Raw genomic sequence first — 16,387 nt, 5'->3', positions numbered from 1 at the left:
GCTAAGCCCTTGAATTTACAAGGCATAAGCCTTTAATTTGTGGGTCTTTCATATGGGGGCTTGAAATTTAGGTGTTTTGTCTATACTTACTGACAACAGCCCTATATGGGCTCTTGTAATAACTATGAAAAAAGAAGGAGTCAATATGAGTGATCTGAACTCTTACGGCTTTGGCCAAACCGGCTCAATCAGTACCGTCCAAGTACGCAACCGCGTACTCCGCAATACCTATGCGCTCTTAGCGCTATCCATGGTGCCTACTGTCATTGGCGCCTGGCTCGGTGTTGCCATGGGATTGGATCTCTTCGCTGGTAGCCCATTCATTGGCTTTATCGTGTTCATGGCAGTTGCCTTTGGATTCTTCTGGGCAATTGAAAAGAATAAAGATACTGGTGTAGGTGTACTCCTGCTCCTAGGCTTTACCTTCTTCATGGGCATCATGATGTCTCGCTTGGTTGGCTTCACACTGAACAGCTACAGCAATGGCGCAACACTCATCATGCTGTCATTCGGCGGCACTGCTGCAATCTTCGCCACTATGGCAACCATTGCAACTGTAAGCAAGAGCGACTTTGCTGGCATGGGCAAGTGGCTCATGGTTGGCGTACTGCTGTTGATCGTTGCCTCATTGGCAAACATCTGGCTGCAGTTACCTGCTTTGATGCTGACTGTGATGGTTCTAGCTATCGCAATCTTCTCAGCCTTTATCTTGGTTGATGTACAGCGCGTGATCAACGGCGGCGAGACCAACTACATCATGGCTACATTAGCTATCTACTTAGATGTGTATAACGTCTTCACCAACTTACTTGCCCTCTTGGGTATTGTTGGCGGTAACAAAGACTAAGCAATACTAAAAACTGAAGTGTGATGCTCTCTGAAGGCGCCTGCGGGCGCCTTTTTATTTACTACAAAATAAGCTTCGTGTGAATTGTTTGCGTATAGATGTTAGATAGCAACAAACATACTCACAACATAAGACAGTGCCATCAAAACGAATAAGAGGGCAAAACTATCTGAGGCTTTCATGACAAACTCCCAAAAGTAATTTACGGGTTTGGCAGCAATACATCTCTGCACAAGTTCAATCTACTCTTGGATTGAGGTGAAGTATTTACCAGGCGCACTGGATTTAGGCTTTACGCACTAAATTAGGGCAATCTAGGGCAGTTAAGGGTGAAAATACCGCTTAATCAATGACTTGGATGACTAGGGGCGATCAAAAACCGCTATAGACTCCACATGGGAGGTGTGAGGGAACATATTGATGATCCCTGCGCTACTCAAGGAGTAGCCTGCTTGATGGCACAGGATCTCAACATCCCTTGCTAGCGTTTTGGGATTGCAGGAAACATACACAATGCGCTGAGGGAGCAAGTCACTTTGCTGAAGATGTAATTCAGCTAACGCCTTGCAAATTTCCATTGCACCTTCGCGTGGTGGATCCATTAACCAGCGCTCCGCCTTTCCCCAAGATGCAATCGTTTCTGGCGTCACTTCAAACAAATCGCTTTGTATAAAACTTGCTTTATCCACCAGGCCGTTATGTTCAGCATTGGTTTTTGCTCTAGTGGTTAAGCTTGCTAAACCTTCTATGCCTAAAACTTCTTTTGCTTTTCTGGCAAGCGGCAAGGTGAAATTACCAATGCCGCAGAATAAATCGAGCACACGATCGGTTGACTTTACCTCAAGCAAGCGAATCGCCCTACTCACTAATGCGCGATTCATCATGTGATTGACCTGCGTAAAGTCCGCAGGTTTAAATGGCATCTCGATTTCAAATTCAGGTAGCCGGTAACAAAGCTTGCCAGTCTCGGGATAAAACGGCGCAACCGTCTCAATACCTTTAGGCTGGAGCCATATCCACACCTGATGTCGATCAGCAAACTCTCGCAGCAGTTGCTCGTCATCAGCCGTTAGGGGCTTGAGATTACGAAACACCAAGGCGGTAACTGGTTTTGACTTTTTAGGATCATCCGATTGAGAATCTTCTGGCTCGCCAATGGCAATTTCAATTTGCGGCATACGATCGACGATAGATAAACCCATCACCAATTTGCGCATCTCTGGTAGCAAGTCGGATACGTGCTTAGGCAAAATCTCACAGGCCAGCATGTCAGCCACATAGCCACTCTTACCCTCGTGAAAGCCAATGAGTACCGTGCCTTTTTTGATAGAGCGATTAACTGCACTGAGGCGCGCACGATGACGGTATTCCCAGGTAGGCCCGCCCATAGGACGCAGAATTTCCCCTGGCTTTACTTTGGCAATATGTTGTAGATCATCCTCTAGTACACGCTGCTTCATAGCAACTTGCGCACGTATATCTAAATGCTGCATCGTGCAGCCACCGCAAACACCAAAGGCTTTGCATTTGGGCTCAGCCCGAAACACAGCAGGCTTCAGAATATCGCGAACTTTAGCTTTGCTAAAACGGGCTTTATCACTGGTGATGGTGTAAGTTACTAGCTCAGTTGGTAACGCGCCTTTAATGAAGATGACTTTGCCACTTTGACCTTGGGCAAGCTCTTCCTCATTAGGCGTTAAGCGCGCAATCCCTTGAGCATCAAGATCTAAGGCTTCAACTTTGATTGGCTCAGTCACTTCAATATTGACTGGCTTATCACCTCTACGCATCGGCTGAAAAACCCTGGAGATATTCTTGCCATTGAGCGCCATTTGGCTCTTTGGCTTCTTTTTCTAAATAGACTTTTACAAACTCAATCTCTTCTTGGTACTCCTCGAGAGAGAAGCCACCTCGCAGCAACTGAAAGCGGCAATACATGAGATAAGTATTGACCACATCAGTTTCACAGTAACGGCGAATATCATTAATCTTGCCATCCTGATACGCGGGCCATACCTGGCTGCCGTCCATGCCCATTTTGCCTGGGAAGCCGCATAACTTAGCTAAGCCATCAAGAGGCGCATTGGCGCGACCATTGAATTTAGCTAATAGATCCATCATATCGAGATGACGCATGTGATAACGACTGATGTAGTTATTCCACTTAAATTCACGGCTATCAGCCTCTTGGCTCTCGCCCATCTCCCAATAACGTGGTGCTTGAATGTGATTTGCTAGAGCGCGATAGTGCAATACCGGTAAGTCAAAGCCACTGCCATTCCAAGAAACCAATTGTGGTGTGTATTTTTCAATGAGGTCAAAGAAGGCTTGAACCAAAACCTTTTCATCATCTTGTGGGGTGCCTAGGGTACCCACTTTAATTTGTGGCAATCCCTCTTTGGTAGTCCTGCGAATCACGCAAGATATAGCGACAATCTTTTGCAGAAACAAGGGCAGAAATTCACTGCCGGTTTTAGCGGCACGATCGGCCATGGCTTTGCTAGCCACTTCGGTATCGCTCATGGATTCCGGAAAATCTTCCAGACGACGCAATCCCGCTACATCAGGAATGGTTTCAATATCGAATACGAGAACGGTCGCCATACTTACTTAAGGCAACATTACTGTAGATACGGCGTTGGATTTACTGGTTTTCCGTTAACGCGTAATTCAAAGTGCAACTTGATTGCATTGGCATCTGTATCGCCCATCTCTGCAATCCTCTGACCCTTACGAACAGCATCACCCTCTTTTACTAAGAGCTTGCTGTTGTGGGCGTAAGCAGTGAGATAAGTATTGTCATGCTTCACAATGACTAAATTACCGTAGCCACGCAAACTATTACCTGCGTAGACCACCTTGCCATCAGATGCTGCAAGAACAGGTTCGCCGACTTTACCGGCAATATCAATACCTTTATTGGTCTCGCTAAATTCAGCAATGACTTTGCCTTTAGCTGGCCAAGATAAACGGATGCCTGGTTCGGCCACGACTTCAGATTTTGCTGGCTCTGGTGAGGCCGCAGGTGAATCTGACTTGTCTGCTGCTGGTTTCTTATCCGCAACACGTGCAGACTTAGATCCTGCGGGCGCTTTAATCAAAATCAAATCGCCAACCTCAATCACATTCGGATTGAAACTAGGATTAGCTGCTTTATTCCATTGCACAACATCACGTGGCGCTTGACCATTATCTAAAGCAATGCGCGCTAAGGTATCGCCTTTTTTAACCCGATAGTAACCAGGTGGCGTTGGCTCACTCGATCCACCGCTGCGATCAGTCACGCTAGCAGGCTTCGTACGGGGCGTAGAACAACCCACCATCAACGTCAAAGATGCGGAAATGAGCGCAACGAAGAAAGGCTTAAATAAGGTACTTGGCATTAAATTGGTTTCTGAATTGTTGAATTCATCATAAAACTCATACTACCCCTGATTGTAAGGGGACAAAAAAGACCCCGTCCAGCACAGTTCTTTGATAGCGCTGAGAACTCATTCTCTCCACCATCACAAGCTGCTGCTCTTTGTCATTTTTGGCAACTGGAGCTACTAGGCGACCGCCAATCGCCAACTGGTCCAATAAGGCATCCGGAATGCCCAAACCTGCTGCAGCTAAGATGATCCCGTCAAATGGTGCCGCCTGAGGTAAGCCCAAGATACCGTCGCCATAGATCAGGCGCAGATTATTAATCCGAAATGGGCGTAACTTCGCTCTAGCCATGTCATGCAGTGGGCGTATACGCTCAATTGAGTAAACCTCATCTGCTAGCAAACTGAGAACTGCCGCTTGATAACCACAACCAGTTCCAATCTCTAGAACTTTGCCAAGCTTGTGCTTAGGCTTATGAAGCAATTCAATCATGCGAGCCACTACGGATGGCTTAGAGATGGTTTGTTCATGACCGATAGGCAAGGCAGTATCTTCGTAAGCCTGCGCATGCAAACCGGCATCCATAAAGGCATGTCTTGGAACGGTAGCAATGGCCTCTAAAGTTTTGCCATGCTTAACACCGCCAGCATGCACTTTTGCAGCTAGCGCTTGCCGATAGGCAGCAAAGCGTTCTGTTGGAGCCTTCAACCGCGATCCCATCCATTTGCGCGCATAGCCGCTAAACGCGCATGATGCGTTAAGTCTAACTGCATCGGCGTGATAGAAATACAGCCTTCAGCGATCGCATGAAAGTCAGTACCTTCGGAGCCCTCTTTGACATCACCCGCAGCGCCAATCCAGTAAATCTTGTCACCGCGAGGGCTATCTTGCACTACTACTGGCTGTGAATGATGGCGATTACCCAGGCGGGTTACGCGCCAACGATAAAGATCAGCGTAAGGACGATTTGGAATATTGACGTTCAGCAGTGTTGCTACGCCATCAGCATGATTCTTGCTTAAGGCAGACACCAGCATTTGCGCTACTACATCGTGCGCTGCTTTAGCGGCATCTTCAATACGATTCCAGCCACGATCAATTTGTGAGAATGCAATACCGGGCACTCCAAACATCACACCCTCAATAGCAGCGGCTACCGTACCAGAGTACAGGGTGTCTTCACCCATGTTCTCACCTTGATTAATACCAGAGATCACTAAGTCAGGCTTTTCATCTAGGAAACCAGTCATGGCAACGTGCACACAATCGGTCGGCGTGCCATTGATAAAGAAAAAGCCATCACGTTCGCCACCAGCAACCCGATGAATTGAGAGCGGTCTTGAGAGTGTTAATGAATTTGATGCGCCACTATGGTTTTGCTCGGGAGCGATCACCGTAATACGACCCAAAGGACGTACCGCATTAACCAGAGCCAATAGGCCAGGAGCTAAATAGCCATCATCATTGGAAACCAAGATGTGAGGTTGACGATTACTCATGACTATTTAGTTCTTTCTGGTGGCTATTAAATTAAAGGCGATTAAATATTAGTTGCCGGGGTCAATGCACGTGCTCTAAACCAGCCATAAATCACTGGCAACACCAAGAGAGTCAAGATCGTAGTGGTTACCATGCCACCCACAATGACCAATGCCAAAGGACGTTGCGCCTCTGATCCAATGGAGTGCGATAAAGCAGCTGGCAAGAGGCCGAGACCTGAGAGTGCCGCAGTCATCAACACTGGGCGAACGCGCAATGAAGCACCCTCCACCATGATGTCCTTCATCTGACCATGCTCTGTAGCAGCAGTCTTATTAATAAACGAAATCAGGATCACGCCATCCTGAATAGCAATACCAAAGAGCGATAGGAATCCAAAGAATGCCGAGATGCTCAAGGTCTCACCCGCAAGGTGCAAGGCAATCACACCACCAATGGCAGCAAATGGCACATTAATCATTACAATGAAAGCATCGCGGAAATTACCAAATGCACTCACGAGCAATAGGAAGATGCCTAACAATGCCAACGGCACAATTAACATCAACTTCTTCTGCGCTTGCTTCATTTGATTGAACTGACCATCCCAGCTAATCGAATAGTTTGGCGGCAAAGTAATGTTTTTTTCTACCAAGAACTGAGCGTCTTCTACAGCGCTACCTAAGTCACGGTTACGAACGCTAAACTTGATCGCAATATAGCGCTTACCTGCTTCGCGGTAAATAAAGAACGGACCATCTGTTAAGCGAACGCTGGCCACCATGGACAAAGGAATCTTGGTGCCATCAGGTGCCTCAACCAGTAAGTGACCAATATCAGCCACGTCGTTACGACTGCCTTCATTCAGACGCACAGCGATGCCAAAAGTTTTTTCATCTTCAAGTAAGTTAGTCACTGCTGCGCCACCAATGGCGTTTGCTACTACCGTCTGAATATCATTCACATTAATACCGTAGCGCGCTGCACGATCACGATCAATCTGAATATTCAGGGTAGGCTGACCTAACTCTTTAAGAATGCCCTCATCAGCCACACCGCGAACCTTTTTGAGCTGATCAATGACTTCATGTGCTTTTTGATCCAATACTTCAAGGTCGGTACCGTAAATCTTGACTGAGTTCTCTCCCTTAACACCCGATAAGGCTTCGTTAACGTTGTCCTGAATATATTGAGAGAAGCTATAAGTAATACCAGGAATCTTATTGAGCTCAGTTTCTAAATGCGTAATCAAATCCTTCTTAGAGGAGCCGCTTGGCATCTTCTCTGGACTCTTCAAGTAAAGACCATATTCTTGATTAAACACACCAGTAGAGTCGGTGCCATCGTCTGGACGACCAATCTGTGCAGCAACCTTTTCAATCTCCGGTTGCTTCATAAAGGTTTCGCGCAATTGATTAGCAATCTTGACTGAATAATCGAGATCGACAGTATTGGGCAATGTCACACGCAGCCAAATATTGTTTTCTTCCAAGGTTGGCAAGAAAGCAGTGCCCAAACGAGTCATACTCAAGAGCGTAATTCCCAATACAAAGACTGCCACTGAGAATACGGTTAATGGACGATCCATCCATCTTCTTAGCAAAGGCTTGTAGCCATCCAAAATCTTGGTAATGAAAGATGGTGGCTTGTGATGTAGATTTTCACCAAATACCAGTGAGATCATTGCCGGCAAGAATGTCAGGCTCAGAATCATCGCTGCAATCAAGGCAAAGCCCATCGTGAATGCCATCGGCTTAAAGATGATGCCTTCTACGCCACCCATGAAGAACAATGGCGAATAAGCCACAATAATGATGCCGGTGGAATAGATCATGGCGCGCTGCACTTCACTGGTTGCCAGAATGATGCTTTGGTTCAGGCGCTTACCGCCCTCCTCTAAATGACGCATGACGTTTTCCGTCAGAATCACTGCCGAGTCAACGATTACACCAAAGTCAATTGCTCCCAAAGAAATCAAATTGGCAGGCACGCTCCATAAATGCATTTGAATAAATGACACACAAAGCGCCAGAGGAATCACCGCAGCCACTACCGCAGCTGCACGAATATTTCCTAAGAAGAAAAATAAGACTGCCAATACCAGCGAGATACCAAAGAACAAAGTATGTTTAACGGTGCCGATCGTAATATCTAAAAGCACCTGACGATCGTAGAAAGGCTTTACCTCGATGCCAGGAGGAAGAACGTGTTTATTAATGCTCTCTACGGTATTACGTACACGCGCCAATACTTCAGTGGCGTTCTCACCGCGACGTAAATAAACAATCCCCTCAACTGAATCAGGATTGTCGTTGAACTGGAACATGCCTAAGCGTGGCGCATTACCAATCTCTACCCGCGCCACATCACCAATGCGAATGGGAACGCCATTATTGATGGTAACGACCACCTGCTTAATATCATCGATGTTCTTTAGAAGTCCTACGCCACGCACTACAAACTGCTGCTCACCACTAGGTAATAAGCCGCCGCCAGCATTACTATTTGCATTGGCTAAAGCGGTAGTCAGCTGGGTTACTGAAACACCTTTAGCCTGCAAACTCTCAGGACTCACAATGACTTGGTATTGACGCACCTTGCCACCAAAAGAGGAAACGTCAGCTACGCCCGGTGTTTGCTTGAGCTCTTTATAGATCTCGTAGTTTTGTAAAGTCTTTAATAAAGTTGAGGATGCGTATTCAGAGCGTACCTCGTAACGCATGATCTCGCCAGTAGCATCTGAGTCAGGGCTGATGCTGGAAGTAACGCCCGGTGGAAACGCTACGTTTGCCAAATTAGCTAAAAAGGTTTGACGAGCCTTAAATGGATCAGCAGTGTCATTAAATTTGAGAGTAACAACCGATAGGCCAAAAAGTGATACTGAGCGGAATGCCTGTAATCCTGGAATACCTGCCAAAGCGTTCTCGACCGGAATAGTGACTTGCTGCTCAACTTCGGTAGTACTTCTTCCCGGCCACTGGGAAATCGCTTGAATAGTTAGCGGCGCAACACCTGGGTATGGCTGAATTGGCAACTTGCTCAAACTGAGCATGCCCAGACCAAGCAAAACGATGGACGCAAAAATGACAAGCGCGCGCTTCTCAACTACCCCTCGAATAAAGGAGGTGAAAACGCTCACTTAGTCCTCCTGCTTAGCAAAACGATCGTTTAACAAAACAGCGCCTTCAGCCAACACTTGCCAGCCCTGCTCTACGCCTTCAGTAATTGCAAAGCTCTTGCTATTAAGGTCATAACCTTTAACAGGCACACGACGGAATGTTTCTGGTCCTACTTTAATAATGGCATAACGATTTTCACGAACTCTCACAATAGCCGACTGCGGAACGACTACAGCATCTGCTGTACCTGTAGTTAATGATGCTGAAGCATACATATCAGGACGCAATAGATCATCAGTGTTCTCAACATCAGCACGAATTAGTAAGGCACGAGTTTGCGGATCAACTGTTGGCGCAATGTAATTTGCATAGGCTATGAATTCTTTTTCTGGATACGCTTCAAGGCGTAAAACCATTTTTTGACCTTGCTTAATCATCCTAAAGTCTTGCTCAAATACATTCCCCAAGAACCAGAGCTGCTTAGGATCAGCCAATGTAGCGATTACGTCACCTGAACTTACAGCCGAGCCTGGCTCAACATTTCTCTTTACTACCACCCCTTTTAAAGGGGAGCGCATGATTAAGTTATTAGTTGTCTTACCCGTAGTTTCAATACTCTTAATGTCGCCCTCACCAGCACCAAGATTTCTCATGCGGTTAGCGGCTGCTTGTTGGGTAATGCGTGCATCACCCAACAAGTCACTCATGGTTTTATTTGCCTCGAGAACCTTGGCAGTCTTTGAAGACAGCAAATACTCTTGCTGGGCAGATAAAAATTCTGGGCTGTACATCTCCACAATTGGTGAACCAATATCGACTTGAGCACCATCGAAAGCATAGATTCGCTCTACTCTGCCAGGTGCACGAGCTGATAGGACTTTCGATTTCTCTGCGTTAAATGCCAAACGTCCAGGAACTTTAATATCAACAGGCACTTGCACTTTTTCAGCTGACTGGAAAACATAAATGGCAGGATTGAGAGTTACTCCAGGAAGCTTTAATTCCAAGATGCCACTACTTTCAACTTTGAGCGCCTTATCGGAAGCTTCAATCTTTACAGCACGATTGACGTTGGTTACACGCCCCACTACGATGCCCAAAGAAAGAATGGCAAAAGCAAAAGCGGCAAGACGAACGCGATAACGATTCTGCGGCGATAGATTCCAATACAAACCTGCTAAGCCAGCAGCAGCAACTTTTACATGGTGCGTGCCATGATCCGCGCCCTTATGCAGAATAGGCTTAACCTTTTCAGTTAAGTGTTTTAGAAACGAAAGAATTTTGTCTTTCAAAACTGCTCCTTAAAAGGGTTCTTTACCCGCTGACACCATCAATACCGCCTGCGTTTGCAATAGATTACTCTCAGCCTGAGCCAATGCAATCTCCAAGTTACGCAACTGTGTTTGCGCAGTTAATAAATCATTAAAACCTTGGCCATTATTTGAATACTGAGTCAGGCCTACCTTATAAGCTGCATCTGCCTGCGGTACTTGGCGCTCTTTTAAAAACTGGGTTTGATTCTTAGCCTGCTCGTAAGCAGCATAGGCTGTGTTTACAGCCAAGACGATTTGCTGACGATTGGAGATATTGCCCGCCTCAGCAGCCGCTTGATTACGTTGCGCTTGCTCAACCCCATACTTTTCCTTAGTGAAGAAATACAGAGGAATAATCAGATCCAATTCAAACTGATAAAACAGTGCGCCGTTATTTGCCGAGAATGGTCCACGCGGTGTGTAAGATGAACCAATCACCTGAAAGTCTGGCAAGTAAGCCTTCTTAGCTAAATCTACACCTTTGCGAGCAGCGTCTAATTGCAATGCTGAACTCTTTAAAGAAGGATGACTGCTTTCTGCGTAATCCTCTAACTCAATTAGAGTTGGTACGCCGTTCATAGCACGACGAACATCGCCACGTAATACTAATTTTTCACGAGAGTGGCGACCGACTAAAGTGTTGATGTTATGCAAAGCTACGTTGAGCTGACGCTCTAAATTAAATTGATCCGCTTGAGCTGCGCTTTGCGCTACTTGGGCATTCAGATATTCAACATAAGCTGCAGCGTTATTGGCATAACGTGCTTTTGCTACATTCTTGATCATCTCTAAACGAATGACGGATTCCTTTAGAACTGCCAATTGCTTCTGTGAAGATAGAGCGCTGTAGTACAAAGTTGACAGCTGAGCACCCAATTGCAAATAGGTGGACTCAGAGCTAGCTAGTAAAGCCTCAGCATTGGTATCAGCAATGTCCGCAGCAAGACTCTTCTTGCCTGGAAACTGGAAAGGTTGCGCTACAGAAATGGAGTTATTGCTACTAATGCCGCCAGGATATTGCTGTGATGGTGCATTTGCCCCACCCAATGCAAATGGCGAATTCACCGGCATACCGGACCATACCAACCCCACTTGCGGATTGGCTGGCGCATTAATCTGCGGAACAGTTGCCTTGGCAGATAAATAGGACTCACGCAATGAAGACAGCTGCGGATTATTTACCTTAAGCTCATTCCATAACTGACGCAAATCCATTTCCGTCGGGCCTGATGAAATTGGCTTGGCGTAGATCTTTGGAGTATTTACTTTTGTTACTGGGGCAAATAATTCTGCGGCTTTAGAGTTTGCGACCGCCTTTTGATCTTGCGCACCCAACTGAGCGCCGATCGATGGCGGCACAGCTAAAGAGGTATCGCCGGACTGAACAGTAACGCTTGCTGGAGTCTCACCCACAGAGGGCTGAGCAAACACTAAAGATGGAGAGACTGAGGCACAAAGAACGCAAGCAATTACCGCAAATGACGTCTTGCTTTTGAGCGGTTTAACTTCGCTAGTTATATGTTTGCTAAGAATCAACAAATGCCACTGCCTCTAAATCAATCAAATGCTGTTTTTATAGCCCCAGATGCAGATTTAGATCGAATCTATGCCCGTTTAAGGGGGTTTTATGAATTATAGGGGACAAAAGTCAAAAGTCTAAATATTTGGGTTCTCTAACATATTGATTTTAAAGATAAAAATTATCACTAATGTCAGCAAACCCCTTAAAACTCCGCATGAATCCTAAAAGATAGGATATTCACAGGACCGCGAGCAGCGTTATAGGCGGGATTATTGATGTGCTGGAAGTTCAAACCAGCCAAGACATTCTTGATCACAGTGGCGTTGTAATACACCTCCCCGATTCGCTCTGGGCGATAAGAAATTGTTTGGCCAGGACCAGCATAGTCGCCAATAAAGTAAGACACGCCACCAGATTGCAAATAGTTTTTGCGATAACTGGATAAACCGTTTTGCATCATCGAGATGCCAATCGTATCTTTAGGTCGACTCCAACTTGTGCCATTCAATCCTATACCTACTGATATGGAGTTATCCGCCTCAGTAAACGACATCGTTTCAGTATGACCATCAGAAGTGAAGGCGCGACCATAGATGCCTAAGTCTTTTGTTAAAGCTTGTTCGCCATTAATACCAACACCAGTTTTGTATTGATAGTTGGTTCGTACATTATTAATTGCTTGCGTACCTTGGGCGTTATTAGCAACCACATAATTTGTCGCATCCTGAAAACGCGCCAGAATCATTCGATTACGATAAGCAAGTACACTCACCTTACCCGGTAAGTCTGCAATATTGTGTTGACGCTCTACTTCAATTTGATCGCCATAGGTATTGAAAATTTGCCAATTGAGATCGCGGCCATTAGGGGACTTTGGTGCCAACATACGAGAGGCTCTCATAACCCAATTGCTAAGGTACCATTCGCCTGCTAAGCCAGTACTGTAGCCGCGTGCGTCGGCTGCGTAGTCATATGCCAGATAAGTCATATTGCCCCAGTTCATGAACTGAATACGAGGGTCTTTAGCGTAGCGACTATCGTCAAAAATGTCTAAAGTGGAAAACTGTCCAGCAGTAACTACAACACGATTACTGCTAACAGTTTGTGTGATTTGGTTGGCTTCGTTTTCGAGAACAACTTTATCGCCCTCTTGGTTAATGGTCTGACGCAGAAATGCGCGAGCAGAATAAAACTTTGCATTTAGCCCGGCTGCCTTTGTCGCCTCACCGTTAGAAAATCCGCCAAGACCAACTAAATCAGAAAAAGGCACGCCAGATACCACCTCTGGATTGAAATAGATATCTGTGTTTGGGGCTAAACGTGCTCCAAAAAATAAAGTGCCTGACCAGGTGTAGCTCATCGACTTCAATGAAGAAAGGCTATTTTCTCCAGAGTAGCTGGATGTGAAATTGTTGTAGCGCTGATTGATGTAAGTTGTTTGACCGTGGATATTTACAGGCAAACCAAAAAGCGTTCCTTCGGTTGGCAGATCATCAATAGGCGATGCAAAACTCGCAATTTGATCCGAGCCTGATCCCGCCTTCTGCGCAAATGCAGTTGCTCCGAAAAACGTGCAAATCATGCTTAACAGGAGAAGTAGGTAAATCTTGCGGGTCATTCACAATTTCTAGTTGGGATGCCAGTGCTACGCATTAGCAACATGCCGATAGGAAAACGAGGCAAACACAGCTTGGGATTGAAGCCCAGGGGTGGTGCAGACCAAATTATCCTCAAAAAGAGGTAATTTACCTAGTCTTTATGTCTTTTTAATGACGAAATGGGGGTGGCTTGCGCAAACGGATCAGCCGGGACAGTAAAAACTATATCCTGGCGTAGGTCAGCAATAAATTTTTCAAGGGTGCTAAATCTAACTCCTAGACCCGCCTCTAATTCATCAATGGCCTTCTTTGTTTCTATTAAACCGTTTTGATTTGCATTTTTTAATCCCATAGATTAGGGATGTTAAAAACTCATGAGCAAAATATCAACACCTAAAAAAACTAGGGATTTGATAATTTTTAACGACGATCCATCAAGGCTCTAGCTAAAGTGCCGGCATCAACATATTCGAGTTCGCCACCCACCGGAATACCTCTAGCAATACGAGTGACTTTGATGCCTTTAGCTTTGAGTACTTCACCAATGTAATGGGCAGTTGCTTCGCCCTCACTGGTGAAGTTAGTGGCCAAGACTACTTCACGAATGGGTACACCGGTATCAGGAGTCTCAATACGATTGAGTAGGCGATCAAAGCCGATTTCATTTGGACCCATGCCATCCAATGGTGAAAGGCGCCCCATCAAAACAAAATAGTTACCTTTGAAACTGAGGGTCTGCTCAACCATAACTTGATCAGCTGGCGTTTCCACAATACAAAGTAATGATGGGTCACGACGCTCATCAGAGCATGTGCTGCAAATCTGTGTTTCTGAAAATGTATTGCAACGAGCACAGTGCCCTACTGTTTCAACCGCTTCGCCTAATGACTGAGCTAGTACAGCTGCGCCATTGCGATCGTGCTGCAAAAGATAGAACGCCATGCGCTGAGCGGACTTAGGGCCCACTCCAGGAAGCACGCGTAAAGCCTCAATCAATCGACCGAGTGCGTCTTGAGGCGCTTCTATGCGTGCCATTTTAAATTCAACTAAATAATTAAGTTAGAACGGCAACTTGAAGCCAGGAGGCATTGGCATACCGGCAGTGGCGCCAGACATCATCTGTGCACTAGCGGCTTCTACTTGCTTAAATGCCTCTGTATAGGCAGTCACGATGAGGTCCTCCAACATCTCACGATCGTCCATTGCACCTGGATCAATCTGTACACGTTTGAGTTCGTATTTGCCAGAGATAGTTACCTTAACTAAGCCACCAGCCGCTTGGCCAGTCACTTCTAACGCAGCTAGTTCGGCTTGCGCAGTCTTCATCTTCTCTTGCATCTGCTGAGCCTGTTTCATGAGGCCAGCAAGTCCACCTTTCATCATCGCTTTATTTCCTTAGTGCTGTTGAATATTAATATTTAAATTAAAGAGACTGTATTGAGTGATCGAATTAAAGTGGCTTTACTGAGCCACCAACCACCTTGGCACCAAACTCTTTTTCTAATTGCTGAATAAAAGGATCAGCCGCAATCATTTGTTCAGCATTCATTCTTTTCTCTTGATGAATCTGGGCATCAACCTTAGCAACGGTCTTGCCCTCTACTTCACCTTTTTCAATCACGATCTTCACTGGCTTACCAAAGTGTGCAGTCAGTGCATCGCATAAACGACCAACAGAGGCCTCAGAAGCTAACTGCGGCATTGGCGTCACAATCGTTGCACGCACTCCAGCCGCTGAATCATTCCAATCTTGTAACTCTGTCTGAAATGCCAACTGCTGCACCAAGCCTTTAACTGGCAGCTGACGCATCAATGCATGCCAATCGGGACGTTCTGCTGAGTTACCTGTAGCAGCAACCGGGGCTGAAGCAACAACTGATGGTGCTGGAGAAGCAGGTTTTGCTGCAGGCGCAGGAGCAGCCGTTCTGGATATTGGTGCAGCGGGTGCAGGACGAGCCGTATTTACTGGTGGGGCTGAAGGTGATGAGGGGGCTGGAGATGAACTACCCCCTCCACCATTACCCGGACGAAACGCCAACATGCGCAAAAGCGTCATGGCAAAACCAGTTTGCTCATCTGGTGCAAGTGATAAATCTGGGCGACTAGTAATCGTAATTTGATAAAAGAGTTGCGCTTCTTCTTTTGTTAATTGAGTGGCCAAGCGACGAATTTCGACTGCTTCTGGCCAATCATCCAATACAGACTCTGGAACAACTTGCGCTGCTGCAATCTTTTGCAACAAGCTGGAGAGATCTTGCAACGCCAATGAGAAAGACATGCTGCGCTCGCCCATTTCATTTGCAACAGAGAGAAGGCTTGCACCATCTTTAGCAATCAAGCAATCCAGAATGCGAATGAGATAAGCGTCGTCTAATGTGCCAAGCATGCCGCGCACAGACTCTTCAGTCACCTTGCCAGCGGCATAAGCAATAGCTTGGTCTGTGAGTGACAAGGCATCACGCATAGAGCCTTGAGCCGCCTTAGCTAAGACACGTAAGGCATTGACTTCATATTCGACTTTTTCTGAGGCAAGTACTTTTTCTAGATGCTCAACGATGAGCGGTACAGGCATTTGCTTGAGATTGAACTGTAAGCAACGCGACAAAATAGTTACCGGGATTTTTTGGGGATCGGTTGTAGCCAAAATAAATTTGACGTGCTCTGGAGGTTCTTCCAAAGTTTTAAGCATGGCATTAAAGGCATGATTGGTGAGCATGTGCACCTCGTCGATCATGTAGACCTTATAACGACCATTGCTTGGTGCGTAAGCAGCTTTTTCTAGAAGCGCAGCAATATCGTCAACACCACGATTACTTGCGGCATCCATCTCGATATAGTCAACAAAGCGACCAGCGTCGATTTCCATGCAGGCTGGGCATTTTCCGCAAGGCTCTGAAGTCATCTTGCCAGAACCATCGGATCCCGTGCAATTGAGGGCTTTGGCCATAATTCGGGCTATGGTGGTCTTACCTACCCCACGGGTACCCGTAAATAACCATGCATGGTGCAGGCGACCCTGATCCAAAGCATGGGTTAAAGCCTTAACCACATGGTCTTGGCCGACTAATTCAGAGAAGGTTTTGGGGCGCCACGAACGGGCCAATGCCAATGCTGTCATGTCTTACATTCTAACAAGCTAA

At 46.2% G+C, this 16,387-nt stretch carries 13 protein-coding genes and 1 pseudogene; 1 reads left to right on the top strand and 13 read right to left on the bottom strand.

The genetic code is table 11. From position 1 onward, the window contains the following. Window positions 1–145 precede the first annotated feature (145 nt). Window positions 146–847 (top strand): Bax inhibitor-1 family protein, encoded by a 702-nt coding sequence (locus QMF28_RS03785; RefSeq protein WP_281743342.1) that lies wholly within the window; start codon window positions 146–148, stop codon window positions 845–847. Window positions 848–1,209: 362 nt separating this feature from the next. Here QMF28_RS03785 and rlmD read toward each other — a convergent pair whose 3' ends face one another. The 13 genes and pseudogenes from rlmD to dnaX form a co-directional block, all read right to left on the bottom strand. Further along, a complete protein-coding gene (gene rlmD, locus QMF28_RS03780) occupies window positions 1,210–2,637 on the bottom strand; it encodes a 23S rRNA (uracil(1939)-C(5))-methyltransferase RlmD (protein WP_281743616.1) in 1,428 nt (475 codons plus the stop codon). Then, window positions 2,630–3,451 (bottom strand): 3'-5' exonuclease, encoded by an 822-nt coding sequence (locus QMF28_RS03775; protein ID WP_281743340.1) that lies wholly within the window; start codon window positions 3,449–3,451, stop codon window positions 2,630–2,632. Before QMF28_RS03775 ends, rlmD begins: the two co-directional genes overlap by 8 nt. A gap of 17 nt (window positions 3,452–3,468) precedes the next feature. Then, complete coding sequence (locus QMF28_RS03770) at window positions 3,469–4,230, bottom strand: peptidoglycan DD-metalloendopeptidase family protein (protein ID WP_281743339.1); 762 nt, start codon at window positions 4,228–4,230, stop codon at window positions 3,469–3,471. Window positions 4,231–4,267: 37 nt separating this feature from the next. After that, window positions 4,268–4,891, bottom strand: a pseudogene (locus QMF28_RS03765) (protein-L-isoaspartate(D-aspartate) O-methyltransferase); the annotation flags it as partial. A gap of 29 nt (window positions 4,892–4,920) precedes the next feature. Continuing rightward, window positions 4,921–5,715 carry a 5'/3'-nucleotidase SurE gene (gene surE / locus QMF28_RS03760; RefSeq protein ID WP_281743338.1) on the bottom strand — a complete coding sequence of 265 codons (795 nt, stop codon included), beginning with the start codon at window positions 5,713–5,715 and terminating at the stop codon, window positions 4,921–4,923. 41 nt (window positions 5,716–5,756) lie between these two features. Then, the gene (locus tag QMF28_RS03755) at window positions 5,757–8,834 is read right to left on the bottom strand and encodes an efflux RND transporter permease subunit (protein ID WP_281743337.1); all 3,078 of its coding nucleotides are present in this window, start codon (window positions 8,832–8,834) and stop codon (window positions 5,757–5,759) included. Continuing rightward, window positions 8,835–10,106, bottom strand: a complete 1,272-nt coding sequence (locus tag QMF28_RS03750) for an efflux RND transporter periplasmic adaptor subunit (RefSeq protein WP_068321097.1) — start codon at window positions 10,104–10,106, stop codon at window positions 8,835–8,837. It lies immediately after the preceding gene. Between the two features lie 9 nt (window positions 10,107–10,115). Beyond that, entirely contained in the window at window positions 10,116–11,666 is a 1,551-nt protein-coding gene (locus QMF28_RS03745; RefSeq protein ID WP_281743336.1) for a TolC family protein, read from the bottom strand. Between the two features lie 185 nt (window positions 11,667–11,851). After that, window positions 11,852–13,267: a carbohydrate porin gene (locus tag QMF28_RS03740; RefSeq protein ID WP_281743334.1), complete on the bottom strand. Its 1,416-nt coding sequence runs from the start codon at window positions 13,265–13,267 to the stop codon at window positions 11,852–11,854. A 131-nt stretch (window positions 13,268–13,398) separates the two neighbouring features. Further along, complete coding sequence (locus tag QMF28_RS03735) at window positions 13,399–13,599, bottom strand: hypothetical protein (protein ID WP_281743333.1); 201 nt, start codon at window positions 13,597–13,599, stop codon at window positions 13,399–13,401. Between the two features lie 68 nt (window positions 13,600–13,667). Beyond that, window positions 13,668–14,282, bottom strand: coding sequence for a recombination mediator RecR (recR, locus tag QMF28_RS03730; RefSeq protein ID WP_068321088.1), 615 nt, complete (start codon window positions 14,280–14,282; stop codon window positions 13,668–13,670). Between the two features lie 24 nt (window positions 14,283–14,306). Further along, window positions 14,307–14,630: a YbaB/EbfC family nucleoid-associated protein gene (locus QMF28_RS03725; RefSeq protein ID WP_072582156.1), complete on the bottom strand. Its 324-nt coding sequence runs from the start codon at window positions 14,628–14,630 to the stop codon at window positions 14,307–14,309. Between the two features lie 67 nt (window positions 14,631–14,697). Next, the gene (dnaX, locus tag QMF28_RS03720; protein WP_281743329.1) at window positions 14,698–16,365 is read right to left on the bottom strand and encodes a DNA polymerase III subunit gamma/tau; all 1,668 of its coding nucleotides are present in this window, start codon (window positions 16,363–16,365) and stop codon (window positions 14,698–14,700) included. Window positions 16,366–16,387: the final 22 nt, after the last annotated feature.

It is taken from the genome of Polynucleobacter yangtzensis, from assembly GCF_027924165.1.
Taxonomy (GTDB): Bacteria; Pseudomonadota; Gammaproteobacteria; order Burkholderiales; family Burkholderiaceae; genus Polynucleobacter; species Polynucleobacter yangtzensis.
The sequence above is the reverse complement of the archived record's forward strand: the minus strand, read 5'-3'. Positions and strand labels throughout refer to the sequence as shown.

Coding starts and splice junctions, on each gene's coding strand:
- surE (WP_281743338.1), bottom strand. CDS start 5,715: ATGAGTAATCGTCAACCTCACATCTTGGTTTCCAATGATGATGGCTAT.
- QMF28_RS03775 (WP_281743340.1), bottom strand. CDS start 3,451: ATGGCGACCGTTCTCGTATTCGATATTGAAACCATTCCTGATGTAGCG.
- QMF28_RS03725 (WP_072582156.1), bottom strand. CDS start 14,630: ATGATGAAAGGTGGACTTGCTGGCCTCATGAAACAGGCTCAGCAGATG.
- QMF28_RS03785 (WP_281743342.1), top strand. CDS start 146: ATGAGTGATCTGAACTCTTACGGCTTTGGCCAAACCGGCTCAATCAGT.
- QMF28_RS03740 (WP_281743334.1), bottom strand. CDS start 13,267: ATGACCCGCAAGATTTACCTACTTCTCCTGTTAAGCATGATTTGCACG.
- rlmD (WP_281743616.1), bottom strand. CDS start 2,637: ATGCGTAGAGGTGATAAGCCAGTCAATATTGAAGTGACTGAGCCAATC.
- QMF28_RS03770 (WP_281743339.1), bottom strand. CDS start 4,230: ATGCCAAGTACCTTATTTAAGCCTTTCTTCGTTGCGCTCATTTCCGCA.
- QMF28_RS03735 (WP_281743333.1), bottom strand. CDS start 13,599: ATGGGATTAAAAAATGCAAATCAAAACGGTTTAATAGAAACAAAGAAG.
- dnaX (WP_281743329.1), bottom strand. CDS start 16,365: ATGACAGCATTGGCATTGGCCCGTTCGTGGCGCCCCAAAACCTTCTCT.
- recR (WP_068321088.1), bottom strand. CDS start 14,282: ATGGCACGCATAGAAGCGCCTCAAGACGCACTCGGTCGATTGATTGAG.